The organism is Micromonospora sp. DH13 (genome assembly GCF_020873825.1).
Taxonomy (GTDB): domain Bacteria; phylum Actinomycetota; class Actinomycetes; order Mycobacteriales; family Micromonosporaceae; genus Micromonospora; species Micromonospora haikouensis.
This window is the reverse complement of sequence record NZ_JAHWGR010000006.1, coordinates 238,377-264,037: the sequence shown is the minus strand read 5'-3', so window position 1 is coordinate 264,037 and position 25,661 is coordinate 238,377. Positions and strand designations below refer to the sequence as shown.

Here is a 25,661-nt window from a genome sequence, read left to right as displayed (position 1 = left end):
TCAGTCCGTGCCGAGTGGCAGGAGCCCATCATGGCGAAGCGCAGACCAATTCTCGGAACCATCGCGGCGGCGGCGATCCTCGTCGCCGGCGTGAGCGCGACGGCACTGGCCGGCGGCCTGGGCGGAGCCGCGTCGGCCGCGGGCCTCGGGGCCGCCGCGGCGACCGCGGGGTGCGGCAAGGCGCCCACGTTGACCAGCGGCCAGCGGACCATCCAGAGCAGTGGCCAGAACCGCAGCTTCATCCTGCGGATCCCCGACAACTACGACCGGAACCACCCCTACCGGTTGATCTTCGGCTTCCACTGGAACGGCGGCACCGCCAACGACGTCGACTCCGGCGGGACGGACGGGGCGGCCTGGTCCTACTACGGGCTGCGCCAGCAGGCGAACAACAGCACGATCTTCGTCGCGCCCCAGGGCAACGGCAACGGCTGGGCCAACCCCGGCGGCCAGGACGTCACCTTCGTCGACGACATGATCAGGCAGATCGAGGCGGACCTGTGCGTCGACACGACGCAGCTGTTCGCGCTCGGCTTCAGCTACGGCGGGGGCATGAGCTACTCCCTGGCCTGCTCCCGGGCGAACGTCTTCCGCGCCGTCGCGGTCTACTCCGGCGGGCAGCTCAGCGGCTGCAGCGGCGGCACCCAGCCGATCGCGTACATGGGGATCCACGGCATCGGGGACCCGGTGCTCAACGTCTCCGCCGGCCGGTCCCTGCGCGACACGTTCGTGCGCAACAACGGGTGCACGGCGCAGAACCCGCCCGAGCCGAGGGCGGGCAGCCTGACCCACGTCACCACCACCTACTCCGGCTGCCGGTCCGGCTATCCGGTGGTGTGGGCCGCGTTCGACGGCGGCCATACCCCCGGCCCGGTGGATGGCGGCGGCGACAGCGGTGTCCGGACCTGGACCAAGGGCGAGGTGTGGCGGTTCTTCACCCAGTTCGACAGCACGGGTCCGACGCCGTCGCCCACCGTCAGCCCGACCACCCCGCCGCCGGGCGGCACCTCGGCCGTGCGCAACACCACCGCAGGCCGGTGCCTGGACGTCAACGGCGGCTCGCAGGCCAACGGCGCTGCGGCGATCATCTGGGACTGCCACGGCCAGAGCAACCAGGCCTGGACCTCGACCGCGGCGCAGGAGCTGCGGGTCTTCGGCGGCAAGTGCCTCGACGTCAACGGTGGTGCCACCGCCAACGGCAGTTCGGTGATCATCTGGGACTGCAACGGCCAGTCCAACCAGCGGTGGCGGTTCAACGCCGACGGCACGATCACCGCCGTCGGTTCGGGCCGGTGCCTGGACCTGGTCAGCGGCGGTACGGCCAACGGGACGCGCACCCAGATCTGGGACTGCACCGGGGCGGCCAGCCAGAAGTGGAGCCGTAGCTGACCCGCTGAACGTCGCGGACGAAACGGTGGATCCGGCGGTGCCCCGACAGGCTATAGATTGACGCTGGCCGATGCGTAAGGTCAACTTATCGACGTGGCGGGCCGCTGGCGGCCTGCCGGGGCAACGCCGCCTCCGCCGTGCAGGAAACGACGTTTTGTGGGGAGAACAGCACATGAACGAACATCAGGACGGCAGCCGGTGGGTGCGCTGGGGGCGGGCGGCGAGAACAGCCGTCGCCGCGGCGACGACAGCCATCGGGATCGCGGCGCTCGCCGTCGGAGTCACGGCGGGCCCGGCCACCGCGGGCACGGGCTCCGCCGCGCGCGGGTCGCTGAACGCCTCGCTCGCCGCCGCGCCGGTCGCCCGGGTGGCCGCGGGTAACGCGCACACCTGTGCGATTCCCGCCGACGGAACGCTGTGGTGCTGGGGCGACAACCTCAGCGGCCAGCTCGGCGACGGGACCACCACCAACCGCACCACCCCGGTCCAGGCCGGTGCGGCCACCACCTGGGCGCGCATCGACGCCGGCACCAGCAGCACGTGCGGGGTGCGCACGGACGGGACGCTGTGGTGCTGGGGCGGCAACTCCAACGGGCAGCTCGGTGACGGGACCTCCACGAGGCGCACCGCCCCGGTGCAGGTCGGTGACGCCACCAACTGGGCCAGCGTCAGCGTCGCCGCCAACCACACCTGCGGCGTCCGGACCAACGGCACCCTGTGGTGCTGGGGCCTGAACCGCAACACGCAACTGGGCACCGGTTCGTCTCCCTACTGGACGACCACCCCGCTGCAGGTCGGCACGGCGACCACCTGGGTGAGCGTCTCGACCGGATACGCGCACACCTGCGCCGTCCGCACCGACCGGACCCTGTGGTGCTGGGGCGACAGCACGGACGGCCAGCTCGGCCTCGGCATCCTGAGCTACCGGTCGACGCCGACGCAGGTGGGGACCGCGACCAGTTGGGCCGGCGTGACGACCGGCTACGCGCACACCTGCGCGGTTCGCACCGACGGGACCCTGTGGTGCTGGGGCGAGAACGGGTACGGCCAGCTCGGTGGCGGCACCGGTTTCCAGACCACGCCGGTCCAGGTCGGCACCGCCACCACGTGGGCCCGGGTCGACGCCGGCGTCGACTCGTCGTGCGCGGTCCGCACCGACGGCAGCCTGTGGTGCTGGGGCAACAACAACTCCGGGCAGTTGGGCGACGGCACCACCACCCACCGGAACACCCCGACCCGGATCGGCACCGCCACCACCTGGACCGACGGCTTCGCCGTGACCTACCACGGCTGCGCGATCCGCACCGACGGTGGCCTGTGGTGCTGGGGCAACAACATCTCCGGGCAGCTTGGCGACGGCACCACCACCAACCGGTCGACCCCCGCACAGGTGGTCGTGTAGGCCTGACCGGACGTCCCGTTCTTCTCCGCCTCGCGGACCCCGGTCCGGGCGGCGTACCGACGGTAAGGCCCTGGCCTGGGTGCGAATCACCAGGCCAGGGCCTTCTTCTGTTCTCCCGGAGTGGCCGGGCATTCGCCGGCGCCATTCGCGTCCACCGGGGACCGGCTGACAGGAGCAGTCCTCGGCGGTACGCTGTGGGCGCTCGGAATCCGAGCCGAATATCCATTTTTGTCATTCAGCCGGATTTCTGCCGGACTCCCGGCAGTGATGCCGTAGACGTTTTGCCGCGCCCGAGTTGGCGATCCTCCGTTACGGTGAGTGTCGCTTTCGTCGTGTCCGGTAATCGTCAATGCATCACGACGAAGAGATTGTGTCGAGAGAGAGGGCATTGATGCATCGGCCCAGAATGTCTAGATGGCGGCTGTTCTCCGCCGTCGCACTCGGCGTCCTGCCGGTTCTCGCCGCCGCGCCGTCCACGGCGGCGGTTCCCGGGGAGCCGGGGCTGCTGCCGCGGGCGTCGACGACATTCGAGCACGAGTTGCTCGGAAAGGCGCTTCCCGACGAATGTTTCGCCGGGATCGGGCAGCCCTATCCGGCCGGCCCGCCGTGTGCGCAGGGACAGGCCAAGGTCAACCAGGCGTACGTGTGGTCGCTCGCCCAGGCGAACAATCGCCTGTGGTTCGGCACCGGAGCAAATGTTAACTGCATCGTAACGGGTTCGACTCTTTCCCTGCCGAACCCGCGGCTGAACGACGACTATGTCTGCGAGTTCGCGAGCAGTCAGATTGTCGTACAGAACCCGACCATGCCGACAAACGTGGGCGACCACCGGCAGCCCCGGGTGTACGTCTACGACCTGGCCTCCAAAGTGCAGACGGAGAAGACCGGCGTCATCATGAACGCGTCGGCCGACGACGCGTCCCGGCTGAAGAGGACGCTGGGCCTGCGGGCCGGCGGGACGCACCAGGGCGTCGTCCTGCTCGCCGGGCCGGCCCTCGGCCAGACGGTCAACATGTTCGCGTTCGACACGGCGACCGGCGACTACCTCGGCTCGGCCAACTTCACCAAGTACGGCAACATCCGCCACTTCCTCGTGGCCGGCGACGTCCTCTACGCGGGCGTCGGGGTCGGCGCCAACGGCCGGGACGGCGGGTACATGCTGCGCTGGGCCGGCGACCGCACCAACCCGTTCAACTTCGTCGAGGTCGGCAAGCTGCCCGCCCAGATCGCCGACCTGACGGAGCACGACGGTCGGGTCTTCGTCAGCACCTGGTCGGCGGCGACCGGCGGGTCGCTCGCCGCGCGTTCGACGGCCGGCTCCGGCTGGGGCCGTCCCGGCGTCACGCCGGCCGACGAGCCCAACCCCGCCGTCGCCGGCGTCTGGATGAGCCCGCCGCTGGCCGACGGCGCGCCCGGCCTGACGGAGGAGGACACCGTCGGCTGGAAGCAGGTCTGGAGCGCGGCGTCCTACGAGCCGGACCCGGTCATCGCCGGCACGTACGGCCTCGGTGCGCTGATGTCCTACCAGGGCTACCTCTACTGGGGGACGATGCACGTCCCGATGAAGTCGACGAGCGTGGTCGCCGACCTGTACCCGCCGGCCGACGAGACCGCGGCGCGGGCGATGCTGGAGAAAACCCAGCGCCCGGTGAGCATCTTCCGGGGCAAGCGGTTCGACACCGACCGGGAGAAGGTGGAGCTGCTCTACGGGGAGCGGGTGCTACCGGCGTACGACCCGACGGCGAACGAGGGCGCGGGCGCCTGGAAGTGGACCTCCACCGGCTACAAGCCGAAGTACGGCCACAGCGGGTTCGGCAACGTCTACACCAACTACACCTGGACCATGGCCGTCGCCGGCGGCCGGCTCTTCGTCGGCACGATGGACTGGAGCTACCTCGCGAAGGACCTGCTGCCCGAGGCCGCGCGGCAGATGGGCTTCGCCAACGCGGCGCGCGGGCTGAGCGACGACCTGGACCCGATCGAGATCGACCCCGAGCTCTACGGCGGCGACCTGTACGTGTTCGAGTCCAGCCTGCGGGGGGCCACCGCCGTGGACACGAAGGGGCTGGGAAACTACCTCAACTACGGCTTCCGCACCATGGTCGCCGACGGCTCGACCCTGTACCTCGGAATGGCCAACCCGATGAACCTGCGTACCGACCCGACGGACGACGTGCCGGAGGGCGGCTGGGAGCTGATCAGGCTCACCCCCACCGGACGCTGACCGATCCCGGGGGGCTGCCCGGCGGCGCCGGGCGGCCCCCCGGGGCACTCAGAAGAGGGTGAGGGGCCCGACCGGCACCGGCTCGGGCAGCGCCTCGACGCCGGGCACGCGCCCGCGCACCTCGTCGTGGAACCGGCGGGCGAGCGCGGGCGCGTCGGCATTGTCCGGGGTGTGGACGAACACGGTGGGCGAGCGGCCCTCGCGCAGCCAGCCGGCGACCACGTCGACCCAGTGCCGCCAGCCGTCGACGGTCCGCTCGGGGTCGTCGCGGCCGAGGTACCGCACGATCGGCCGGTCGGTCAGCGCGCGGGTCCGCAGCGGCAGGCGCGGCTTCCTCGTCCACGCCTCCCGCTCCGCGTCGCTGGTCGGTGGGCTCGCGAAGAACGCGGTGGTGTCGAACGGGATCCACTCGGCGTCGGTGACGGCGAGCGTCTCCTCGAGCAGCCGCGCCGCGTGGGCGTCGGCGAAGAACGCGGGATGGCGCACCTCCACGGCCTGCCGGTGGGACGCGGGGAGCCGGCGCAGGAACCGGGCCAGCGCGGGCACGTCGGCCGGGGCGAACGACCCCGGCAACTGGACCCAGAGCGCGTGGGCCCGGGGCCCGAGCGGCTCGATCGCGTCGAGGAAGGCGCCCAACTCGGCGTCGGCGTCGGCGAGGCGGCGCTCGTGGGTGACGAGCTTGGGCAGCTTGACCACGAACCGGAAGTCGGGCCCGGTCTGCCGCGCCCACGACGCCACGGCGTCCCGGCTCGGGGTCGCGTAGAACGTCGTGTTCCCCTCGACCGCGTCGCACCAGCCGGCGTAGTGCCGCAGGCGCTCCTGGGCGGGCAGCGGGTGCGCCAGGAAGCGCCCCTGCCACGACCGGTGCGCCCACATCGCGCATCCCACGTGCAGCCGCATGGGCCAGACCCTATCCGGGTGCGCCGGGCCGGTGTCCGCCCCGGGTGGCACGGGCCCACCGGACTGGCGCCGGTGGTGTTGAATGTGGACATCCCGCCCGTCTGACGGAGGTGCGCATGTCGGAGCTTCAGCTGCTCGTGGAGCCTGCCGCGGCGGTCTCCGCCGAACGGGTCGACCAGCTCACCGGCGGGCTCGCCGACGACCTGCGGTCCGTGCGGGGACTACGCGTCGCGTACGCCCAGTCGCCCGCGACCACCCACGGCAAGTCGCAGCAGGCCTGGGAGTTGGGGATGCTGGCCGTCGGCGGCCTCTTCTCGGCCGCCACCATGCGCACGATCGCGCTGATCGCGGTGGCCTACGCCGACCGGATCAAGGCCCGGTCGGTCCGGCTGCGCCGGGGTGACCGGGAGCTGGTGATCACCGGGGCGACGAAGGTCGACGACGCGCTCGTCGCCCAGCTCGTCGCGCTGCTGGCCGACCCGCCCCCGCCCGCCGAGCCGGGCGCGCTGCCGCCTCCGCCCGCCGAGCCGGGCGCGCTGCCGCCGGCGGGGACGAGCGGCGGTGCCGCCGCCGGGGGCTGACCGTGGGACAGCGCCGCGCCCTGCTGATCGCCAACGACCGGTACGTCGACGAGGCGCTGAGCGACCTGTACGCGCCCCGGGAGGAGGCGCGGGACCTGCTGAGCCTGCTCGCCGACCCGGACATCGGTGCCTTCGACCAGCCCTTGCTGCTGGAGAACGAGTCGAAGAGCTCGATCGAGCGGGCCATGGAGTCGATGCTGCGCGCGGCCGGCCCGGAGGACCTGGTCCTGCTCTACTTCTCCGGTCACGGGGTGCGCAGCAGCAAGCGGGGCCGGCTGCACCTGGCGGTGTCGAACACGGAGGTCGACCGGCTCTCCTCCACGGCGGTGTCGGCGTCGTTCGTCCGCGAGCTGCTCGACGAGTCGGACGCGGCGAGCTTCGTGCTCCTGCTCGACTGCTGCTACAGCGGCGCGTTCGAGGGGCAGGGCCTCAAGACCACCGACGACCTGGCCATCGACGGTGAGCTGAAGACCGGTTACGGCCGGTACGTGATCACCGCCACCAACTCGGTGGAGCGCGCCGACGACGGCCGCCCCGCGTCGGGGGGCGCGCCCCGGCTGCGCTCGGCGTTCACCGAGACGGTCATCCAGGGCCTCAGCACCGGTGCCGCCGACCTCACGGGCCAGGGCCGGATCACCCCGGACGACCTGTGGCGGTATGTGCGGATGGAGCTGCCGAGGCGCACGACATCGCAGTCGCCGTCGCAGTTCGGGCAGGTCAGCGACGAGATCCACATCGCGCTGTCGCGGGAGGGCCACCACCGCCAGCGGCAGCGGCGCGACCACCGGGACCTGCGCCTCGGCGACCTGCTCGGGCCGCTGGAGCCGACCGACGACGTGCGGCTCTGCGCGGTCGACTGGCGGCGGCGCGGGCTGCTCAAGGTGCCGGTCGGCCAGGCCCACCGGCTCGACCAGCCGGCCGGCGAACCGCTCTGGCTCGACCTCGCCTCGTCCGAGGGGCACCTGCTGGTGGTGGGTCGGGCCGGGACGGGCAAGACCACGCTGCTACGCACCATCGTCGGCGGGCTGGCGCTGACCCACTCCGACCAGGAGGTGGCCTTCCACTGCCTGGAGTCCGGCGGGAACTGGTTGGGCCCGATGCGCCGCCTGCCGCACGTGCGCGAGGTCGTCGGCGACGACGAGGTCGCCGAGGTCGGCGCGCTGCTGGACCGGCTGGAGCGGGACGTCCTCGCCCGCAAGAAGCTGTTCCGCCGCTACGAGCTGGAGTCGCCGACGGGCCTGCGCGCCCGGCGCGCCACCCTGGACGGCGGGCCGTACCCGGACGTGTTCCTGGTGGTCGACCGCTGGCAGGACTTCGCCGCCCTGCTGCCGGACTTCACCGCCCGGGTGGTCGACCTGGCCAACAAGGGCCTGGGGTACGGCGTGCACGTGGCCGTCGTCGAGCGCAGCTGGCGGGCGATCCCGGAGGAGCTGCTGGAGCTGCCGCAGGCCAGGATCGAGACCCGGCTGTCCCAGCCGCAGGAGTCGCGGGTCAGCCCCGACCTGGCGGGGCGGCTGCCGGCGAACCTGCCGGGCTGGGCGATCCACGGCCGGCGCACCTTCCGCATCGCCCTGCCGGATCTGACGGTCAGCGACGCCGATCCGGAGACCGAGGCCCCCGGCGCGGTGGACGAGGCCGGGCTCATGGTGGCGCTGATCGCGCAGGCGTGGTCGAGCGCGCGGGAGCCCGAGGAGGCCGTCGCCGGCCGGCGGGTGCGGCCGCCGTTCTCCGGGCACACCGACGAGGCGCTGGCCCTGATCGGGGTGGCGGACCACGCGGCGCTGGTCGACTTCGCGGGCGCCGACGAGCCGCTCGGCCCGGACTTCCTGCGGCTGCCGATCGGCGTGGCGGAGGACGGCCGGCCGGTGCTGCTGGACCTGAAGGAGTCCGCCCGGGACGGGATGGGCCCGCACGGGGTGCTGGTCGGCGCGCCCGCGTCGGGCAAGGGCGAGCTGCTGCGGGCGCTCGTGCTCGGGCTCGCGGCCCGGCACTCCGTCGCCCGGTTCAACGTGCTGCTGATGGACTTCAAGGGCGGCGCGGCCTTCGCCGGGCTGGACGGGCTGCCGCACGTCGCCGGGCACGTCGCCAACCTCGCCGAGGACCCGGCCCTGGTCGACCGGCTGCGGGACGCGCTCGGCGGCGAGCTGGCCCGCCGGCAGGAGCTGCTGCGGTCCGCCGGCACGCTGCCGAACTGGTGGGCGTACGAGCAGGCCAGGGCGGCCGGTGCGGAGCTGGTGGAGCTGCCGGTGCTGCTGGTCGTCTGCGACGAGTTCGCCGACCTGCTCACCGTCCAGCCGGACCTGGGCGAGCTGTTCGCCCGGATCGGCCGGGTCGGCCGGGCGCTGGGCGTGCACCTGCTGCTGGCCGGCCAGCGGGTCGAGGAGAGCCGGCTGCGCGGGCTGGACACCTACCTGTCGTACCGGATCGCCCTGCGGACGTTCACGGCGCAGGAGAGCCGGCTGGTGATCGGGGTGCCCGACGCGTACGGGTTGCCGTCGCTCCCCGGGAGCGGCTACCTGCGCACCGGGTCGGGTGATCCGGTCCGGTTCCGGGCGGCGTACGTCTCGGGGCCGGTGGGCCTGCGCACCGGCTACGCGGAGCCGCCGCCGCCCGACCTGGCCGGGCACAGCCTCGCGGACATCGTGGTGGGCCGGCTGCGCGGCGCTGGACCCCGTGCCCGGCAGGTCTGGTTGCCGCCGCTGGACGCCTCGCCCACCCTGGGTGGGCTGCTGCCGCCGGTCGACCCGACCGCCCCCGGGCCGCCGGCCCACCTGCCGGGGTTCCTCGCCGTGCCCGTCGGGGTCGTCGACCGCCCCTACGAGCAGCGCCGCGACCCGCTGACGGTGGAGCTGGCCGGCGCGGGCGGGCACGTCGCCGTGGTGGGCGCGCCGCTGACCGGCAAGAGCACGCTGGTGCTGACGGTGGTGGCCGCGCTGGCGCTGACGCACAGCCCCCGGGAGGTGCAGTTCTTCTGCCTCGACTTCGGCGGCGGGCGGCTGGGCGTCCTCGCCGGGTTGCCGCACGTGTCCGGGGTGGCCGGGCGGCGTGACGTCGAGGCGGTGGGCCGGACCGTCGCCGAGGTGGTGGGGATCCTCGACCGGCGCGAGGACCGGTTCGCGGAGCTGGGGATCGAGTCCATGGCGGCCTACCGCCGCCTGCGCGCCGAGGGCGCGTATCCCGACGACCCGTTCGGCGACGTGTTCCTCGTGGTCGACGGCTGGCCGACGCTGCGGCGGGAGCACGAGGAGTTGGAGGAGGCCGTCGCCGACGTCGCCGTCCGTGGGCTGTCCTACGGGGTGCACCTGCTGGTCACCTCCGGCCGCTGGGGCGACTTCCGGCCCGGCCTGCGGGACCGCCTCGAAACCCGGCTGGAGCTGCGCCTCGCCGACCCGTACGAGTCGGAGATGGGCCGGCGGGCGGCGGCGAACGTCCCGGAGCGGTCCCCCGGGCGCGGCCTCGCGGGCGACCGGGCGCACTTCCTGGCCGCCCTGCCGCGCGTCGACGGCCGCGACGGCGTCGCCGACCTGGCGGAGGCGACGGCCGAGCTGGTGGCGGGGGTGGCCGCGGCGTGGCCGGGGGAGGCGGCGCCGCCGGTGCGGCTGCTGCCGCTGCGGCTGACGGTCGCCGAGCTGGACCGCGCGTGCCCCGCCGGGGAGCGGGGCCTGCCGATCGGACTGGACGAGGCGACGCTGGGCCCGGTGGTGCTCGACCCGGCGGCGGACCCGCACCTGGTCGTCTTCGGCGACGCCGAGTGCGGCAAGACGAACCTGCTCCGGCTCGTCGCCCGGCAGGTCGTCGCGCGTCACTCCCCGGCCGAGGCGCGGCTGGTGCTCGCCGACTACCGGCGGGGCCTGCTCGGCGCCGTCGAGGGGGAGCACCTGCTCGACTACGCCCCCTCCGAGCAGTCCTTCGCCCAGACGGTCGCGGAGATCCGTGCCGTCCTGCACGAACGGCTCCCGGGCCCGGACGTCACCCCGCAGCAGCTACGCGAACGGAGCTGGTGGCGGGGCCCGGAGCTGTTCGTCCTGGTGGACGACTACGACCTCATGGCGGCGGGTGGGACCAACCCGCTGCACGCCCTGCGGGAGCTGCTGCCGGTGGCGGGGGACGTCGGCCTGCACGTGGTGCTGGCCCGGCGGAGCGGCGGGGCGGGGCGCGCGATCTACGAGCCGGTGCTGCAGACCCTGCGGGAGTTGGGCTCGGCCGGGCTGCTGATGTCGGGCGACCGGGGGGAGGGGGCGATCCTCGGGAGCCTGCGCCCGCGTCCGCTGCCGCCGGGCCGGGGGGTGCTGGTCCGCCGCCGGGAGGGGCAGCAGTTGATCCAGACCGCGCTCGCGGAGGCGTGATCGTCAACTTCGGGTTGACGGTCCGAGGTGCGTCAACCTATGGTTGACGCATGACGGAAAACGCCCAGCTTCCCAGTTCGGTCCGGCTCGACGACCTCATCGCGGGGATCAAGAAGGCCCGCCCCGACGTGCTCGACCAGCTCACCGACGCGGTCGTGGTCGCCGACCACCTCGGCGACATCGCCGATCACCTCATCGGCCATTTCGTCGACCAGGCCCGCCGCTCCGGCGCGTCCTGGACGGAGATCGGCCGCAGCATGGGGGTCAGCAAGCAGGCCGCCCAGAAGCGTTCCGCCGCCAAGGCGGAGACCGCCGCCACGCTCGACCCGAGCGCCGGGTTCGGCCGGTTCACCCCGCGCGCCCGCAACGTGGTGCTGGCCTCGCAGGAGGAGGCGCGCGCCGCCGGCAACGCCGAGATCACCCCGGGACACGTCGCGCTCGGCCTGCTCGCCGAGCCGGAGGGACTGGCGGCCGCGTTGATCGCGGCCCGGGGCGTACCCCTGGAACGGGTCCGGGAGGCCGTCACCGCGACCCTGCCGGCGCAGGCCGACCCGGTCCCGGAGCTGGTTCCCTTCGACGCGCGGGCCAAGAAGGTCCTGGAACTGACGTTCCGGGAGGCGCTGCGCATGGGGCACAACTACGTCGGCACGGAGCACATCCTGCTCGCCCTGCTGGAGGAGGAGGGCGGCGACGGCGTGCTCGGCGGGCTCGGTCTGGAGAAGGACGCCATGGAGTCCGCCGTGGAGGGCGCGCTGGCCGAGCTCACCCGCAAGCGGGCCTGAACCGCGTCGGGCACGCGCCACGGGGGTGCGTGCCCGACGCGCGGCGGGGGTCAGTCTTCGGCGGGGAAGCCGTAGCGGGCCGCGTGCTCCGGGTCGGCCGGGTCGACCTGCCGGATGCCGGCGTCGGCGAGCCGCTTGTTCACCTCGTCGAGCTGCTCCCGGACCAGCCGGGCCTCCTCCTCGGTGACCCGCCCTCGGTGCGGCTTGCCGGCGTGCTCGATCGTGCCGTAGTCGACCTTCTCGGCACCCTTGCGGGCCTTCGGCGGGCGCACCCGCTCGGCGGTCTTCAGCAACTGGGCCATCGGCACGTCGGTGGCCAGCGCGTCGAACTCGCTGGCCGTCAGCACCACCCGGCGGGGCTCGCCGCCGCCGTGCCGGTCATGGATCTCGACCACCGCGACGTCCAGGGCCGCGTCGTCGATGCTCTCCACCTCCGTCGCGGTGGCGTCCAGCTGCACGGGCCCCGCGACCAGGTCGGGGTGCTCCAGCACCACGACGCGGACCACCTCGTCGTCCGGCTGCAGAACGGTGCCGCTGAAGTCGGAGACGTGGATCGTCTTCTTGCCCATGCGCGGAGCTTCTCCTGTCGGTGACCGGTTGTCGGACCAGAAGAAATTACCCGACAGGTGTGCGAAACAGCGGTCTGGACCGGACGGGTGTGTCGCCGCGGCGGCGCCCCGGCGGCACGACGCGCCGGGGGTGTGGGGCGCCGCCTACGATCACCGGGTGGACACCCCGGTCGCCGCCCCGCCGCCCCGGACCGAGGCCGAGGCGCTCGCCGTGCAGGACCGGCTGCGCCCGCTGGTGGACCTCACCGGGCCGGGACCCGCCGCGCCCGCGACGGTGGCCGGCCTCGACGTCGCGTACGCCGAGAGCGGCGACCGGCTCGCGGCGGCCGTCACCGTGCTGGACGCCCGGACGCTGGCCGTGGTGGACCAGGCGGTGAGTGTGGGCCGGCCCGCCTTCCCGTACGTCCCCGGGCTGTTCGCCTTCCGGGAGCTGCCCGCACTGCTGGCGGCGTTGGAACTGCTGACCGTCCGCCCGGAGCTGCTGGTCTGCGACGGGCACGGGCTGGCCCATCCGCGCCGCTTCGGGCTCGCCTGCCACCTGGGCGTGGTGACCGGCCTGCCGGCGATCGGGGTCGGTAAGACGCCGCTGGTGGGCCGGTGGGAGCCGCCGGCCGGGGCGCGTGGCGCCTGGTCCCCGCTGTGCGACGGCGGGGAGGTGGTGGGCCGGGTGCTGCGCACGCGGGACGGCGTGAAGCCGGTCTTCGTGAGCGTCGGGCACCGGATGGGACTGGAGAACGCGTGCGCCCGGGTGCTCGCGCTGACGCCGAGCTACCGGCTGCCGGAGACCACCCGCACCGCCGACCGGCTCTGCCGCGCCGCGCTCGCGAGCCGCAGCGGGGTGTGAGAAGGGGACCCTTCTCTACCGCAGGCGTTAACAGGGGGCCCCTCCTTTCCGCGCCGAGCCGCGATCGGCGACCGGTAGTAACCTGACCCGCGGACCCGGAAGGGAGAAATGGCGGTGATCATGGCGCTACGTCGGCACGCGACGCGGCTCGCGGCGGTCTGCGTGATGCTGGGCGGCCTGGTGGCCGCCGGGGCGTCGCCGGCCCTGGCCGAGGGTGACTCGGTGCGGGTGCGCGCCACCGACAGCTTCCGGCCGGGCGGCTCGCCCGGCGCGGTCAACGTCGAGGTGCGCAAGCGCACCGAGGGCTGCGTGGTGCTGCGCACCGGGCTTGGCCTGAGCCTCGCCGGCCTCGCCGCCAACCAGGTCACCGCGCAGGTGAGCCTCGGGGGCCGCTGGGTCCCGGTGCCGGTCTCCGGCGGTGGCGGAACGGTCGCCACGGGCCGGTCCGCCCCGACGAACCCGACCCTGTGCAAGGGCAAGGGCGTCACCATGCGCTACCGGCTGACCTTCGCGGCGGGGGCACCGGGCGGCCGGCTCACGGTGGTCGGCGAGGCAGTCGACGGGCGGGGCCGGGCCATCGGCCGGGGGGCCGTCGCGTCCCGGGTGGTCGGGCCGCAGGCGGTGAAGCCGTCGCCCACCCCGAGCCGCAGCCCGTCGCGGTCGCCGAGCCCGAGCCCGACGGCGGAGCCCACGACCGACGCGCCGACGGCCGGGGAGCCGACCCTGGCCGCCGTCGCCGCCGGGGCCGCCGGGGCCGGCACCGTGGCCGCGGCCGAGGAGGGCTCCGGCGGGCTGTCCTGGATCATGCTCTTCGGCGTCGGCCTGGTCGTGCTGGGCGTCGGCCTGATCGTGCTGCTGGTGCGCCGGTCGCGGGCCGACCGGGAGCCGGCCGACGACGCCGACGCCGTCCCCGGCGTCCCGCTGCCGCGCAACCCCGGCGGCACCACCTACCGGTCGGCGACGCCCGCGACGCCCGCGCCGGGCCGGACGCCGCCGACCCCCGGGGTGTACGGCCGGCCGGCCGCGCCACCGTCCGGCGGGGTCTACGGCGCCCGCCCCGGTCCGTCGGCCGCTCCGCCGCCCACCGGCGGGGTCTACGGCGGCGGCGCGACGCAGCCCGGCGACGGTGGCGGGTCGGGGCCCGGCGAGCCGCCCGCGCCCGCCGGTGGGGGCGACGCGACGACGATCATGCCGCGCCTGCCCGGCTGAGGCCGGCGGCCCCCCGGTGCTCCGATACGCTCAGGCCGTTGGCGACCTGCGGCGAAGGAGCGAAGCGCGTGTCTGATCTGTCCCGGATCGTGAAGGCGTACGACGTCCGTGGGACGGTGCCGGACCAATGGGACGAACGGGTCGCCGAGGCCCTGGGGGCCGCCTTCGGGCAGGTGCTCGCCGCCGCCGGTGAGCCCGGCGACGCGGTCGTGATCGCGCACGACATGCGGGCCAGCGGGCCGGGCCTGGCGGAGGCGTTCGCCGCGGGCGTCCGGGCCGAGGGTCGCTCGGTGATCGAGTTGGGGCTCGCCTCCACCGACATGCTCTACTACGCCTCCGGCACCCTCGGCCTGCCCGGGGCGATGTTCACCGCCAGTCACAACCCGGCGCAGTACAACGGCATCAAGATGTGCCGGGCCGGCGCCCGCCCGATCGGCCAGGACAGCGGGCTGACCGAGATCCGGGACCGGGCGCAGGCCCTGCTCGACTCCGGGGCCGTCCGTCCGGCCGGCGCGCCGACGCGGCCGACGCAGCGGCGCGACCTGCGCCCGGAGTACGCGGCCCACCTGCGCAAGCTGGTCGACCTGTCCGGCATCCGGCCGCTGAAGGTCGTGGTCGACGCGGGCAACGGGATGGGCGGCTGGACGGTGCCGAGCGTGCTCGGCGACGCCGTGCTGCCCGCGCTGCCGCTGGAGATCGTGCCGCTCTACTTCGAGCTGGACGGCACCTTCCCCAACCACGAGGCCAACCCGCTGGACCCGGCCAACCTGGTCGACCTCCAGCGGGCCGTCCGCGAGCACGGCGCCGACCTGGGGCTGGCGTTCGACGGTGACGCCGACCGCTGCTTCGTGGTCGACGAGCGCGGCGAGCCGGTCTCCCCGTCGGCGATCACCGCCCTGGTGGCGGTCCGCGAGCTGGCCAAGCACCCCGGCTCCACGGTGATCCACAACCCGATCACCTCGCGCGCGGTGCCGGAGATCATCCGCGAGCACGGCGGCGAGCCGGTGGTGACCCGGGTCGGCCACTCCTTCATCAAGGCCGAGATGGCCCGCACCAACGCCGTCTTCGGCGGCGAGCACTCCGCCCACTACTACTTCCGCGAGTTCTGGTTCGCCGACACCGGCATGCTGGCCGCCATGCACGCGCTCGCGGCGCTCGGCGGGCAGGCCCTGCCCCTGTCCGAGCTGGCCCGCGAGTACGAGCGCTACGTCGCCTCCGGCGAGATCAACTCCACGGTGGCCGACCAGGCGGCGAGCATCGCGCAGGTGCGGGCCGCGTACCCGCAGGCGGCGGTCGACGAGCTGGACGGGCTGACCCTGAGCTTCCCCGACGGCGCCTGGTTCAACCTGCGCGCCAGCAACACCGAGCCGCTGCTGCGGCTGAACGTCGAGGCACCGACCGAGGAACGGATGATCTCCCTCCGCGACGAGGTGCTCGACCGGGTTCGCCGATAAGATCCCCTGCGCCGGCCGGCACCGCCGACCGCCGCCTACGCACCCGTGGAAGGAGCCGCACCATGGCCCTGGACCCGCAGTTGCTCGAGATCCTCGCCTGTCCGGACACACACCACGCCCCCCTCGACTACGACGCGGGGGCACAGACGCTGACCTGCACCGAGTGCGGGCGGATCTTCGAGGTGCGCGACGACGTGCCGGTGCTGCTGCTCGACGAGGCGCGCGGCGGACCCGCGCAGCAGTCGTGATGGAGGGGACGGCCGGTGTCAGCGGGCACCGGCACGCCGACGAGGCCCTGCTGGACAACCCGGACGCCCTCGCCGAGCACGACCCGGGCGGCATGCTGCGGTTCATGGCCTCGGCCGGGGCGCAGGTGCGGGAGTCCGCCGCTCTGGCGGCCGAGGCCAACCTCACCGTGCTCGCCGACGAGGGCCGCCCCCGGGCGGTCGTCATCGCCGGCATCGGCACCGCCGGGCGTACCGGGGACGTGCTGGCCACGGTCGCCGGGCCGCGCTGCCCGGTGCCGGTCATCCCGCACCGCAGCGCCGGTGTGCCCGGCTGGGTGGGCGCGGCCGACGTGGTGATCGCCGTCAGCGCCTCCGGCCGCAGCCCCGAGGCGCTCGGCGCGGCCGAGGCCGCCCACCGTCGGGGGGCCCGCCTGGTCGCCGTCGGCGCGCCCGACTCGCAGTTGCAGTCGGTGGCCGAGCGGGCCCGGGCGCCGTTCATCCCGGTGCCCCGCCGCGCCCCGGCCCGGGCCAGCCTGTGGGCGCTCACCGTGCCGGTTCTGCTCGCCGCCCGTACGCTCGGGCTCGTGAAGGTCAACGAGGCGGATCTCGCGGAGACGGCGGCGCGGCTCGACGCCGACGCCGACCGCTGCCGTCCCACGGCCGAGTCGTTCGTCAACCCGGCGAAGTCGCTGGCCCTGGGGCTGGCCGGCTCGGTGCCGATCGTCTGGGGCTCGTCGCCGCTGGCGACCGTCGCGGCCCGCCGGTTCGGCGACACCCTGTCGGCCAACGCCCGCTACCCGGTGGTCAGCGGGGCGCTCGGCGAGGCCGGCCGGGGCCGCGTCGGCCTGCTCGACGGCGTGTTCGGCGGGCTGGCTGAGGGGGAGCGGGACATCTTCGCCGACCCGGGCGAGTCCGACGGCGACGGCACCCGGCTGCGGCTGGTGCTGCTGCGCGACGGCGGGCTCAACGCCGAGGACGACGCCGACGAGCCGCTGGCGGTCGAGGAGCGCCGGGCCGACGCCGTGCAGACGCTCGCCGAGCGGCGCGGGGTCCGCTGCGACGTGGTGACGGCCGAGGGCGGCTCCGCGCTGGAGCGGCTCGCCTCGCTGGTGGCGGTGCCCGACTTCGCCTCCATCTACCTCGCCCTGGCACACGGGCTGGACCCGATGGCGGTTCCGGCCATCACCGAGATGAAGGAGCTGGCAAACCAGTGAGCACGTGCGGCATCGAACGGGGACAGCGGTGAGCGCCAACGGCGGCACGAAGGCGATCGTCGCGGCCCTGCTGGCCAACGTCGGCATCGCGGTCACGAAGTTCATCGCGTTCCTGTTGACGGGCTCCTCGTCGATGCTCGCCGAGTCGATCCACTCGGTGGCCGACTCGGGCAACCAGGGCCTGCTGCTGCTCGGCGGCAAGCGGGCCCGGCGCGAGGCCACCCCGCAGCACCCCTTCGGGTACGGCCGGGAGCGCTACGTCTACGCGTTCATCGTGGCCATCGTGCTGTTCAGCCTCGGCGGCCTGTTCGCGCTCTACGAGGCGTGGCACAAGGCGGCCGACCCGCACCCGATCGAGAACTGGCAGTGGGTGCCGGTCGTCGTGCTGGTGGCGGCGATCGTGATGGAGAGCTTCTCCTTCCGCACGGCGATCGTGGAGTCGAACCTCATCCGGGGCAACCAGTCCTGGGTGCGGTTCATCCGCCGGTCCAAGGCCCCCGAGCTGCCGGTGGTGCTGCTGGAGGACTTCGGCGCGCTGGTCGGTCTGGTCTTCGCCCTGTTCGGCGTCGGGATGACCCTGATCACCGGCAACGGCATGTGGGACGCGGCCGGCACGGCGATGATCGGCGTCCTGTTGGTGGTCATCGCGGTCACCCTGGCGATCGAGACCAAGAGCCTGCTGCTCGGCGAGGGCGCCGAGGCGACCGACGTGGCGACCATCGAGCGGGCCGTCACCGACGGCCCGGAGGTGGAGCGGATCATCCACATGAAGACGCTCTACCTGGGCCCGGAGGAGCTGCTGGTGGCCGCGAAGATCGCGGTGCCGGCGTGCGAGAGCGCCGAGGAACTGGCCCGGGGGATCAACGCCGTCGAGGCGCGGATCCGGGCGGCCGTCCCGGTCGCCCGGGTGATCTATCTGGAGCCGGACATCTGGTCCGCCACCGCGCAGCGGGCCGGCACCGGCGCCGCCGCGCACACCGCCGTCGCCACGCCGGAGGCCGCCACGCCGCAGGCGGCGGTGGCCGGCGCGGACGAGTCGCACGCCGGGGGCTGACCATGGAACCGCTGCACGGCCCGATCCGGGACTACGCCTGGGGTTCGCGCTCGGCGATCGCCGGGTTGCAGGGGCGGTCGGTGCCGAGCCCCGGGCCGGAGGCGGAGCTGTGGCTGGGCGCGCACCCGGGTGCCCCGGCCAGCGTGCAGCGCGACGGCGAGCCGGTGAGCCTGCTCGACGTGCTGGCGGCCGAGCCGGGGCGCTGGCTCGGCGAGCAGTCGGTGCGCCGGTTCGGCCCCCGGCTGCCGTTCCTGCTCAAGGTGCTCGCCGCCGACACCCCGCTGAGTCTGCAGGCGCACCCCGACGCGGAGCAGGCCCGCGCCGGGTACGCGGCCGACGCGGCGCGTCCGGTGGGGGAGCGCAACTACGTCGACCCCCACCACAAGCCGGAGCTGCTGGTCGCGCTCACGCCGTTCTCGGCGCTGTGCGGCTTCCGCGACCCGGCGGCGTCGGCTGCGGCGCTGGCCGCCTTCGGCGTACGGGCGCTGGAGCCGGTGGTGGCGGCGCTGCACGAGGGCCCGGCGGGGCTGCGGGAGGCCGTCCGGCTGCTGCTGAGCTGGCCGGAGGCCGAGCGGGCGGGGCTGGTAGAGGCCGTGCTCGCCGCGGGGGCCGCCGGGCCGGACGCGGCGCTGGCGCACGCGCTGGCCGCCCACTACCCCGGCGACCCCGGGGTGCTGGTGGCGCTGCTGCTGCACCACGTGCGGCTCGCGCCGGGGGAGGCGATCTGGATGCCGGCCGGCAACCTGCACGCCTACCTGCGCGGCACCGGCGTGGAGATCATGGCGGCCAGCGACAACGTGCTGCGGGGCGGCCTGACCCCGAAGCGGGTCGACGTCGACGAGCTGCTGCGGGTGCTGCGCTTCGAGGTGCTCGGCGACCCGCTGGTGGCCCCGGAGCAGGTGGCCCCGGGCGTGGTGCGCTGGCCGGTGCCGGTCGACGACTTCGCGCTGTACCGGGCGGTCGTGGCCGGTGCGCCGGTGCGGCTCGCGGTGCCGGGGCCCCGCGTGGTGCTCTGCCGCGCCGGGAAGGTCTCGGCCGACGACGGGACGGGCGCGGTGATCCTCGCCCCGGGGCAGGCCGCGATCGGCCCCGCCGACGCGGGGCCGCTCGTCCTCGACGGCGAGGGCGAGGCATACGTGGCGACCAGCGGGTTGGACCGAGGCGCCCTCGGGGCCGGCTAAAGCCGGGCTTGGGTCCGGCTTGGCCTGGCGTGTCTGAGGCTCGTCCGGCCTTCCTGCGGCGGGGCACCCGACAGCGGCGGGTGAGCCGGGATCGGCCTGGCGGATCCCGGCGACACAAATCGGATATTCCCGAAATGACTTGACGTCGCACTGCCTCCGGGTAACTTCTTAGGTGCGCAGCGTCACCGCGACGAAGGTCCGGCGGCGCGCGGGGAACCAAACCGGGGGGATGCACGGGGCGGCCGGACCGTGGGCGGACAGTCCGCTCGCGACCGACCGCCCCGTGCGCTGTCCGTCTCCGCGCGTAAGGTGGAGGGTCGCGCAGCACTTCGTTCGTTCGACAGGAGCTTCCATGACCAGCACCCTCCCGGCGGCCCACCACGGCACGCCGTCCGAGGCCCGGCCGAGCACCCTCGCCGAGGGCGACTACAAGGTGGCGGATCTGTCGCTCGCCGAGTTCGGGCGCAAGGAGATCCAGCTCGCCGAGCACGAGATGCCGGGCCTGATGGCGATCCGCCGCGAGTTCGCGCAGGCGCAGCCCCTCGCCGGGGCGCGCATCACCGGCTCCCTGCACATGACGATCCAGACCGCCGTGCTGATCGAGACCCTGGTCGCGCTCGGCGCGCAGGTCCGCTGGGCGTCGTGCAACATCTTCTCCACCCAGGACCACGCCGCCGCCGCGATCGTCGTCGGCCCGGACGGCACCCCCGACGCGCCGGCCGGCGTCCCGGTCTACGCCTGGAAGGGCGAGAGCCTCCAGGAATACTGGTGGTGCACCGAGCGGGTGCTCGACTGGCCCGACGGTCAGGGCCCCAACATGATCCTCGACGACGGCGGCGACGCGACCCTGCTCGTCCACAAGGGCGTCGAGTTCGAGAAGTCCGGTGTCGTGCCGCCGGTGGAGTCGGCCGACTCCGAGGAGTACGCGGTCATCCTGGAGGTGCTGCACCGCTCCCTCGCCTCCGACGGGCAGCGGTGGACCCGGATCGCCGCCGGCATCAAGGGCGTGACCGAGGAGACCACCACCGGCGTGCACCGGCTCTACGAGATGCACCGCGCCGGCACGCTGCTCTTCCCGGCCATCAACGTCAACGACTCGGTCACCAAGAGCAAGTTCGACAACAAGTACGGCTGCCGCCACTCGCTGATCGACGGCATCAACCGGGCCACCGACGTGCTGATCGGCGGCAAGATGGCCGTCGTGCTCGGCTACGGCGACGTGGGCAAGGGCTGCGCCGAGTCGCTGCGCGGCCAGGGCGCCCGGGTCGTGGTGACCGAGGTCGACCCGATCTGCGCCCTCCAGGCGGCGATGGACGGCTACCAGGTCTCCACCCTGGACGACGTCGTCGAGCAGGCCGACATCTTCATCACCGCCACCGGCTGCTTCGACGTCATCACCAACGAGCACATGGCCCGGATGAAGCACCAGGCCATCGTCGGCAACATCGGGCACTTCGACAACGAGATCGACATGGCCGGCCTGGCCAAGCGCTCCGACGTCGAGCGGATCAACATCAAGCCGCAGGTCGACCTGTGGCGGTTCGCCGACGGGCACGCGATCATCGTGCTCTCCGAGGGTCGTCTGCTGAACCTGGGCAACGCCACCGGCCACCCGAGCTTCGTGATGTCGAACTCGTTCGCCAACCAGACGATCGCCCAGATCGAGCTGTTCACCAAGACCGAGGAATACCCGATCGGCGTCTACGTGCTGCCGAAGCACCTCGACGAGAAGGTCGCCCGGCTGCACCTCGGCGCGCTCGGCGCGAAGCTGAGCACGCTGACCAAGGAGCAGGCCGCCTACCTGGGCGTCTCCCCGGAGGGCCCGTTCAAGCCGGAGCACTACCGGTACTGAGCCAGCGACGACAGGGACCGGGTCGGCCGCACGGCGGCGGGCCCGGTCCCTTCGCGTGCGGGGGCCGCGGCGGCGGCCCCGCGGTGCGCCGTGGCCGGGCGGGTGACGTGGCGAAGAACAACTTGACGGAGCCGGGTCGACGGGAGGAAGGTATGGCTGCCCTAAGTTAACCGAGGCAACCTGATCGATCACGGAGCACCGATGTTCGCCACCTACCTGATCGGCCTGCGCGAGGGCCTGGAAGCGACCCTCGTGGTCAGCATCCTGGTCGCCTTCCTCGTGAAGTCGCAGCGCCGGGACCGGCTGCCGCAGGTGTGGGGCGGCGTCGGGCTCGCGGTGGCGCTGTCGGTGCTCTTCGGCTGGCTGATCGAATACACCTCGACCTCGCTGCTGGCCCGCTCGGAGGACCGGGAGCTGTTCGAGGCGGTCACCTCGGTGGCGGCCGTCGTCTTCGTCACCTGGATGATCTTCTGGATGCGCCGGGCGGCCCGCACGATGGCCGGCGAGCTGCGCGGCCGGCTCAGCGAGGCGCTCGCGGTCGGCTCCCTCGCGGTCGCCGGGATGGCCTTCCTCGCCGTGATCCGCGAGGGGCTGGAGACCGCGCTCATCTTCTACTCCGCCGCCCAGGGCGCGGCCGGCGACAGCGGCCCGCTGCTGGCCCTGCTCGCCGGCATCGCCAGCGCCGTGGCGATCGGCGTGGGCCTCTACTTCAGCGCCCTGCGGATCAACCTGTCGACGTTCTTCACCTGGACCGGCGCGCTGCTGATCCTGGTCGCCGCCGGCATCCTCAAGTACGGCGTGCACGACTTCCAGGAGGCCGGCGTCCTGCCGGGCCTCAACGACCTGGCCTTCGACATCAGCGCGACCCTCGACCCGAGCACCTGGTACGCCGCCCTGCTCGCCGGGATGTTCAACGTGACCCCCGCCCCGAGCGTGCTGGAGACGGTCGCCTGGGTCGCGTACGCGGTGCCGGTGCTGGTGCTCTTCCTGCGCCGCCCCGCCCCTCCCGCCGGCGCGAGCGCGCCCGCCCCGTCGGCGGGTGCCGCCGGCGTCACCGAGCCCACCGGAACGGCGCCCGCGTCGCCGCGCGCCTGACCATCCCGAGGAGAAACCCCGATGCGTACCACCCGCTTCCTGGTGCTCGCCGCCGCCGGCGCGCTCGCCACCACCGGCCTCGCCGCCTGCGGCGGGCAGGAGAAGGACGCCGGCACGGCCGACGGCGGCCCGATCGCCGTCAAGGCGAGCGACACCGCCTGCGAGGTCGGCCGGACCGAGCTGGCCGCCGGCCAGACCGTCTTCGAGGTGACGAACTCCGGCGCGAAGGTGACCGAGTTCTACGTCTACGCCGCCGGGGACCGGGTGATGGGCGAGGTCGAGAACATCGCCCCCGGGCTCAAGCGCGAGCTGCGCGTGGAGCTGCCCGCCGGGACGTACGAGACGGCCTGCAAGCCCGGGATGAGCGGCAAGGGGATCCGGGGGGCGCTGAAGGTCAGCGGCACCGCCGCGACCGTCGCCCCCGACGCCGCGCTGGCCGAGGCCACCGCGAGCTACCAGCGGTACGTGGCCAGCCAGACCGCCGCGCTGCTGACGAAGACCGAGGAGTTCGTCGCCGCCGTCAAGGCCGGCGACGTGGCCAAGGCCAAGGCGCTGTACCCGGTGGCCCGCACCTACTGGGAGCGGATCGAGCCGGTCGCGGAGAGCTTCGGCGACCTCGACCCGAAGATCGACGGCCGCGAGGAGGTCGTCGAGGAGGGCATGGAGTTCACCGGCTTCCACCGGATCGAGAAGGACCTCTGGACCACCGGCGACATCAGCGCCGACGGCCCGATCGCCGACCAGCTGCTCACCGACGTCAAGGCGATCGTCGCCAAGGCCAACGCCGAGAAGCTGACCCCGCTCCAGCTCGCCAACGGCGCGAAGGCGCTGCTCGACGAGGTCGCCAGCGGCAAGATCACCGGCGAGGAGGAGCGGTACTCGCACACCGACCTGTGGGACTTCAACGCCAACCTGGAGGGCTCGAAGGCCGCCATCGCCGCGCTGCGCCCGGCCCTGGAGCAGCGCGCCCCCGAGCTGGTCACCCAGCTCGACGCCGAGTTCGCCAACGTGGAGACGGCGCTGGGCAAGCACCGCGACGGCGACGGCTGGAAGCTGCACACCGCGCTGAGCAAGGCCGAGCTGAAGGAGCTGTCCGACAGCATCAACGCGCTGGCCGAGCCGATCAGCAAGGTCGCCGCGGTCGTCGCCCGGTGACGTACGTCCCCGGCGCACGCGCCGACGAGCAGGAAGGGGTGCAGCGATGAGCGCGAGCAGACTGTCCCGGCGGCGGGCGATCACGCTCGCCGGCGCGGGGGTCGCCGGGGTGGCGGGCGTCGCCGCCGGGGCCGGCGCGCTGGTCCGCGGCGGGGCGGAGCGCGCCTCGGCCGACCAGGGCGCGGCGGCCGGCGCGGTGCCCTTCCACGGCGAGCACCAGGCCGGCATCACCACCCCGGCCCAGGACCGGCTGCACTTCGTCGCCTTCGACGTGGTCACCAAGGACCGGGCCCGCCTGGTCGAGCTGCTCGGCGAGTGGACGGCCGCCGCCGCCCGGATGACCGCCGGGAAGGACGCCGGGGTGATCGGCGCGGTCGGCGGCGTGCCGGAGGCCCCGCCGGACGACACCGGCGAGGCGCTCGGGCTGCCCCCGTCCCAGCTCACCCTCACCATCGGCTTCGGGCCGACGCTGTTCCGCGACGCCCAGGGGCGGGACCGGTTCGGCCTCGCCGACCGCCGGCCCGCCGCGCTGGTCGACCTGCCGCACTTCGCCGGGGACGCGCTGCGGCCGGAGATCTCCGGCGGCGACCTCTGCGTGCAGGCCTGCGCCAACGACCCCCAGGTGGCGGTGCACGCCATCCGCAACCTGGCCCGCATCGGCATGGGCGTGGTCAGCGTCCGCTGGTCGCAGCTCGGGTTCGGGCGCACCTCGTCGACCTCGACGGGGCAGGCGACCCCGCGCAACCTGTTCGGCTTCAAGGACGGCACGGCCAACCTCAAGGCCGAGGACGGCGGGCTGCTGCGCGAGCACCTGTGGGTGCAGCCCGGCGACGGCCCGGACTGGATGACGGGCGGGTCGTACCTGGTCACCCGGAAGATCCGGATGCTCGTCGAGACCTGGGACCGCAGCTCGCTGGTCGAGCAGGAGCAGATCGTCGGCCGGACCAAGGGCAGCGGCGCGCCGCTGGGCAAGGGGGACGAGTTCGACGAGCCCGACTTCGCCGCGAAGGGCGACGACGGCCAGCCGGTGATCGCCGCGACGTCGCACGTGCGGCTGGCCCACCCCGACGCCAACGACGGGGCGCGGCTGCTGCGGCGGGGCTACAACTTCGTGGACGGCTCCGACGGGCTGGGCCGGCTCGACGCCGGGCTGTTCTTCATCGCCTACCAGCGGGACCCGCGCAAGCAGTTCGTGCCCATCCAGACCCGGCTGGCCCGCAACGACGCGATGAACGAATATCTGCGGCACGTCTCCAGCGGCATCTTCGCCTGCCCGCCGGGCGTACGCGACGGCGGCGACCACTGGGGGCGGGCCCTGTTCGGCTGACGAGGTGGCCCGCCGGCGACTCCCGGGACGGTGCCGGTCCCACCGACCGGAACGGGGATGGAAGTATAGATCCCATGAGAGCCCGGGTACTGGTGGTCGATGACGACCCCGCGCTCGCCGAGATGCTCGGCATCGTCCTGCGCAGCGAGGGTTTCCTGCCCTCGTTCGTCGCCGACGGGGAACGGGCGCTGGCCGCGTTCCGGGAGAACCGGCCCGACATCGTCCTGCTCGACCTGATGCTGCCCGGGATGAGTGGCATCGACGTGGCCCGGGCGATCCGGGGCGAGTCGGGCGTGCCGATCGTGATGCTGACGGCCAAGAGCGACACGGTGGACGTGGTGCTCGGCCTGGAGTCCGGCGCGGACGACTACGTGGTCAAGCCGTTCAAGCCCAAGGAGCTGGTGGCCCGGATGCGGGCCCGGCTGCGCCGGGGCGAGGACGTGGCCCCCGAGCTGCTGACCATCGGTCCGCCCGGCAACCAGATCAGCATCGACGTGCCGGCGCACACGGTGAGCCGCAACGGCGAGGAGGTAAAGCTGACGCCGCTGGAGTTCGACCTGCTGGTCGCGCTCGCCCGCAAGCCGCGCCAGGTCTTCACCCGCGAGGTGCTGCTGGAGCAGGTCTGGGGCTATCGGCACGCCGCCGACACCCGGCTGGTCAACGTGCACGTGCAGCGGCTGCGGGCCAAGATCGAGCCGGATCCGGAGCGGCCGGAAATCATCCTGACGGTGCGGGGCGTGGGCTACAAGGCGGGCACGGGATAGCCTTGGTCGCACTGTGACCACCTCCCCGCCTCCCGGTCCCGCACCCACCGTCACCCGCCGGCCACCCGCCGCGCGGGAGCTGTGGCGCGCGC

20 protein-coding genes are annotated in these 25,661 nt (G+C 73.8%); 18 read left to right on the top strand and 2 right to left on the bottom strand.

Annotated elements, in window-relative coordinates; all coding sequences use genetic code 11:
* The first annotated feature begins 30 nt into the window (after positions 1-30).
* The 3 genes from LPA42_RS08770 (at position 31) to LPA42_RS08760 (ending at position 5,015) form a co-directional block, all read left to right on the top strand.
* Positions 31-1,389 carry a lectin gene (locus tag LPA42_RS08770; RefSeq protein ID WP_077936362.1) on the top strand — a complete coding sequence of 453 codons (1,359 nt, stop codon included), beginning with the start codon at positions 31-33 and terminating at the stop codon, positions 1,387-1,389.
* Between the two features lie 172 nt (positions 1,390-1,561).
* Positions 1,562-2,791: a hypothetical protein gene (locus LPA42_RS08765; protein ID WP_077936363.1), complete on the top strand. Its 1,230-nt coding sequence runs from the start codon at positions 1,562-1,564 to the stop codon at positions 2,789-2,791.
* 391 nt (positions 2,792-3,182) lie between these two features.
* Positions 3,183-5,015 carry a hypothetical protein gene (locus tag LPA42_RS08760; RefSeq protein WP_077936364.1) on the top strand — a complete coding sequence of 611 codons (1,833 nt, stop codon included), beginning with the start codon at positions 3,183-3,185 and terminating at the stop codon, positions 5,013-5,015.
* Between the two features lie 48 nt (positions 5,016-5,063).
* On the opposite strand, the gene LPA42_RS08755 is transcribed toward LPA42_RS08760, so the two are convergent.
* Complete coding sequence (locus LPA42_RS08755) at positions 5,064-5,891, bottom strand: DUF72 domain-containing protein (protein WP_198956461.1); 828 nt, start codon at positions 5,889-5,891, stop codon at positions 5,064-5,066.
* 140 nt (positions 5,892-6,031) lie between these two features.
* On the opposite strand from LPA42_RS08755, the gene LPA42_RS08750 reads away from it, so the two are divergent.
* Genes LPA42_RS08750 through LPA42_RS08740 form a run of 3 tightly spaced genes read left to right on the top strand, consistent with a single transcriptional unit; the run spans position 6,032 to position 11,624 of the window.
* Complete coding sequence (locus LPA42_RS08750) at positions 6,032-6,496, top strand: hypothetical protein (protein ID WP_077936365.1); 465 nt, start codon at positions 6,032-6,034, stop codon at positions 6,494-6,496.
* A gap of 2 nt (positions 6,497-6,498) precedes the next feature.
* Positions 6,499-10,842, top strand: coding sequence for a type VII secretion protein EccCb (gene eccCb / locus LPA42_RS08745; protein ID WP_077936366.1), 4,344 nt, complete (start codon positions 6,499-6,501; stop codon positions 10,840-10,842).
* A 50-nt stretch (positions 10,843-10,892) separates the two neighbouring features.
* Positions 10,893-11,624 carry a Clp protease N-terminal domain-containing protein gene (locus LPA42_RS08740; protein ID WP_077936367.1) on the top strand — a complete coding sequence of 244 codons (732 nt, stop codon included), beginning with the start codon at positions 10,893-10,895 and terminating at the stop codon, positions 11,622-11,624.
* Between the two features lie 50 nt (positions 11,625-11,674).
* On the opposite strand, the gene LPA42_RS08735 is transcribed toward LPA42_RS08740, so the two are convergent.
* Positions 11,675-12,193: a hypothetical protein gene (locus LPA42_RS08735; protein ID WP_077936368.1), complete on the bottom strand. Its 519-nt coding sequence runs from the start codon at positions 12,191-12,193 to the stop codon at positions 11,675-11,677.
* Between the two features lie 157 nt (positions 12,194-12,350).
* On the opposite strand from LPA42_RS08735, the gene nfi reads away from it, so the two are divergent.
* From nfi to mtrA, 12 genes are all read left to right on the top strand, one after another.
* The gene (nfi, locus tag LPA42_RS08730) at positions 12,351-13,037 is read left to right on the top strand and encodes a deoxyribonuclease V (RefSeq protein WP_077936381.1); all 687 of its coding nucleotides are present in this window, start codon (positions 12,351-12,353) and stop codon (positions 13,035-13,037) included.
* 108 nt (positions 13,038-13,145) lie between these two features.
* On the top strand, positions 13,146-14,246 hold the full coding sequence (locus LPA42_RS08725) for a hypothetical protein (protein ID WP_096761590.1): 1,101 nt from the start codon (positions 13,146-13,148) through the stop codon (positions 14,244-14,246).
* A 68-nt stretch (positions 14,247-14,314) separates the two neighbouring features.
* Positions 14,315-15,700, top strand: a complete 1,386-nt coding sequence (locus LPA42_RS08720; protein ID WP_077936369.1) for a phosphomannomutase/phosphoglucomutase — start codon at positions 14,315-14,317, stop codon at positions 15,698-15,700.
* A 62-nt stretch (positions 15,701-15,762) separates the two neighbouring features.
* Positions 15,763-15,948 (top strand): Trm112 family protein, encoded by a 186-nt coding sequence (locus LPA42_RS08715; RefSeq protein ID WP_043962058.1) that lies wholly within the window; start codon positions 15,763-15,765, stop codon positions 15,946-15,948.
* Positions 15,945-17,141 (top strand): SIS domain-containing protein, encoded by a 1,197-nt coding sequence (locus LPA42_RS08710; RefSeq protein ID WP_077936370.1) that lies wholly within the window; start codon positions 15,945-15,947, stop codon positions 17,139-17,141. Before LPA42_RS08715 ends, LPA42_RS08710 begins: the two co-directional genes overlap by 4 nt.
* Before the next feature lie 28 nt (positions 17,142-17,169).
* Positions 17,170-18,195 (top strand): cation diffusion facilitator family transporter, encoded by a 1,026-nt coding sequence (locus LPA42_RS08705; RefSeq protein WP_077936371.1) that lies wholly within the window; start codon positions 17,170-17,172, stop codon positions 18,193-18,195.
* A 2-nt stretch (positions 18,196-18,197) separates the two neighbouring features.
* A complete protein-coding gene (gene manA, locus LPA42_RS08700; protein WP_077936372.1) occupies positions 18,198-19,376 on the top strand; it encodes a mannose-6-phosphate isomerase, class I in 1,179 nt (392 codons plus the stop codon).
* A gap of 352 nt (positions 19,377-19,728) precedes the next feature.
* Entirely contained in the window at positions 19,729-21,228 is a 1,500-nt protein-coding gene (gene ahcY / locus LPA42_RS08695) for an adenosylhomocysteinase (RefSeq protein ID WP_077936373.1), read from the top strand.
* Positions 21,229-21,429: 201 nt separating this feature from the next.
* Positions 21,430-22,323, top strand: a complete 894-nt coding sequence (efeU, locus tag LPA42_RS08690; protein ID WP_077936374.1) for an iron uptake transporter permease EfeU — start codon at positions 21,430-21,432, stop codon at positions 22,321-22,323.
* A 21-nt stretch (positions 22,324-22,344) separates the two neighbouring features.
* Entirely contained in the window at positions 22,345-23,478 is a 1,134-nt protein-coding gene (gene efeO, locus LPA42_RS08685) for an iron uptake system protein EfeO (protein WP_077936375.1), read from the top strand.
* A gap of 46 nt (positions 23,479-23,524) precedes the next feature.
* Positions 23,525-24,805 (top strand): iron uptake transporter deferrochelatase/peroxidase subunit, encoded by a 1,281-nt coding sequence (gene efeB, locus LPA42_RS08680; protein WP_077936376.1) that lies wholly within the window; start codon positions 23,525-23,527, stop codon positions 24,803-24,805.
* A 74-nt stretch (positions 24,806-24,879) separates the two neighbouring features.
* The gene (mtrA, locus tag LPA42_RS08675; protein ID WP_043962066.1) at positions 24,880-25,569 is read left to right on the top strand and encodes an MtrAB system response regulator MtrA; all 690 of its coding nucleotides are present in this window, start codon (positions 24,880-24,882) and stop codon (positions 25,567-25,569) included.
* Positions 25,570-25,661 lie beyond the last annotated feature (92 nt).